The following is a 2,376-nucleotide window of genomic DNA, read 5'->3' as shown; positions in this document are numbered from 1 at the left end:
ACATTTGGAACGCATTTATCTGTAGGAATGCATTCCCCTGTGGGAGCGGGCTTGCCCGCGAAGGCGCCAGCCCAGACAACTAAGTCGCCGGCCGAATCGCCTTGATCAACGCCTGCAGCGAATACCCCAGGCGCGGCGCCAATGCCTCGGCACGCGCCGTCAACGCTTGCATGTCCAACTCCTGATCCAACTCCGAAGGCACCAGCAAGATCACATTGCCCTCCTTCACCGGCAGCTCCCAGTAATGCCGGTGGTACAACCCACGCAGCAACGCCGCGCCCAACGGTTTGCCGTCGTCGGTGGCCCACTGGTTGATAACCAGCCAGCCGCCGGGGTTGAGTTTCTTCTGGCAGTTCTCCAGGAAACTCCAGGCCAAGTGCCCGACGCCAGGGCCGACATCCGTGTACAGGTCGACAAAGATCAGGTCGGCCGACTCAGCGGTCTCCAGCAATTGCAGGGCGTCGCCGATGCGGATGTACAGGCGTGGATCATCATCCAGCCCCAGGTACTCGATGGCCAGGCGCGGCACATCCGGGCGCAGCTCGATGGCCTCGACGTCGTCCAGTGGCAGGAACTTCAGGCACGCCTGGGTCAGCGTGCCGGCGCCGAGCCCAAGGAACAGCGCGCTCTCCGGCTGCGCATGGCACAACGCACCGATCAGCATCGCGCGGGTGTAGTCGTACTCCAGCCAGCTCGGGTCGGCAGTGAACACACAGCTTTGCTCGATGGCGTCGCCAAACTCGAGAAAACGGTAATCGGCCACTTCGAGCACACGGATCATGCCGAAGTCATCATGGACTTCGGCCAACAGGCGCTCGACACGCTCCTCGGTCATCACTACTCCTAAAGGGTTTACCGCACGGCAAAGGCGCGATTGTCGGCCAACCGGCGGCAACAGGTCACGCACTAATTGCTGATAACATTGGCGCCCGACCGTCAATCAGCCAATCGAGTTCAAGATGAGCCAACCCTGGAGCCCCGACAGCTGGCGCGCCCTGCCGATCCAGCAACAACCCCAGTACCCGGACGCTGCACACTTGTTGCAAGTGGAGCAGAGCCTGGCCAGCTACCCACCGCTGGTGTTTGCCGGGGAAGCCCGCGAGTTGCGCCGTCAGTTTGCCGAAGTGACCCAGGGTCGCGCGTTCCTGTTGCAAGGCGGTGACTGCGCCGAGAGCTTTGTAGAGTTCTCCGCCGCAAAAATCCGCGACACCTTCAAGGTGCTGTTGCAGATGGCGATCGTGATGACCTTTGCCGCCGGCTGCCCGGTGGTGAAAGTCGGGCGCATGGCCGGCCAGTTCGCCAAGCCGCGTTCGGCCAACGATGAAACCATCGACGGCATCACCCTGCCCGCCTACCGTGGCGACATCGTCAACGGCATCGGCTTCGATGAAAAAAGCCGCGTGCCGGACCCGGATCGCCTGCTGCAGTCCTACCACCAGTCCACCGCCACCCTCAACTTGTTGCGGGCCTTTGCCCAGGGCGGTTTCGCCGACCTGCACCAGGTGCACAAGTGGAACCTGGACTTTATCGCCAACTCGGCCCTGGCCGAGAAGTACAGCCAACTGGCCGACCGTATCGATGAAACCCTGGCATTCATGCGCGCCTGTGGCATGGACAGCTCGCCGCAACTGCGCGAAACCAGCTTCTTCACCGCCCACGAAGCTCTGCTGCTGAACTACGAGCAAGCCTTCGTACGTCGCGACAGCCTGACCAACGACTACTACGACTGCTCGGCGCACATGCTGTGGATCGGCGACCGCACCCGCCAGCTGGACGGCGCCCACGTCGAGTTCCTGCGCGGCGTGAACAACCCGATCGGCGTCAAGGTCGGCCCAAGCATGAATCCCGACGACCTGATCCGCCTGATCGACATCCTCAACCCGGACAACGACCCCGGCCGCCTCAACCTGATCGCGCGCATGGGCGCCGGCAAGGTCGGCGACCACCTGCCAAACCTCATCCGCGCCGTGCAGCGCGAGGGCAAGCAGGTGCTGTGGAGTTCCGACCCGATGCACGGCAACACCATCAAGGCCAGCAGCGGCTACAAGACCCGCGACTTTGCGCAGATCCTGGGCGAAGTGAAGGAGTTCTTCCAGGTGCACCAGGCTGAGGGCAGCTATGCCGGCGGGATTCATATCGAGATGACCGGGCAGAATGTCACCGAGTGCATCGGCGGTGCGCGGCCGATTACCGAGGATGGGTTGTCAGACCGTTATCACACCCACTGTGATCCGCGGATGAATGCGGACCAGTCGCTGGAGTTGGCGTTTTTGATTGCCGAAACGTTGAAGCAGGTCAAGCGCTGAGATTTTAGTTGCCTGGGCTGACGCCTTCGCGGGCAAGCCCGCTCCCACATTGGAATGCATTCCAAATGTG

At 62.2% G+C, this 2,376-nt stretch carries 2 protein-coding genes; one reads left to right on the top strand and one right to left on the bottom strand.

From position 1 onward, the window contains the following. Positions 1 to 79: 79 nt before the first annotated feature. A complete protein-coding gene (locus NUV89_RS29230) occupies positions 80 to 835 on the bottom strand; it encodes a spermidine synthase (RefSeq protein WP_257784049.1) in 756 nt (251 codons plus the stop codon). A 124-nt stretch (positions 836 to 959) separates the two neighbouring features. Between NUV89_RS29230 and NUV89_RS29225 the strand changes: the two genes are divergently transcribed. Beyond that, positions 960 to 2,306 carry a class II 3-deoxy-7-phosphoheptulonate synthase gene (locus tag NUV89_RS29225; RefSeq protein ID WP_124527722.1) on the top strand — a complete coding sequence of 449 codons (1,347 nt, stop codon included), beginning with the start codon at positions 960 to 962 and terminating at the stop codon, positions 2,304 to 2,306. Positions 2,307 to 2,376: the final 70 nt, after the last annotated feature.

Origin of the sequence: Pseudomonas sp. 18.1.10 (assembly GCF_024655625.1) — a bacterium.
GTDB lineage: Bacteria > Pseudomonadota > Gammaproteobacteria > Pseudomonadales > Pseudomonadaceae > Aquipseudomonas.
This window is presented reverse-complemented; position numbering and strand designations above follow the sequence as displayed.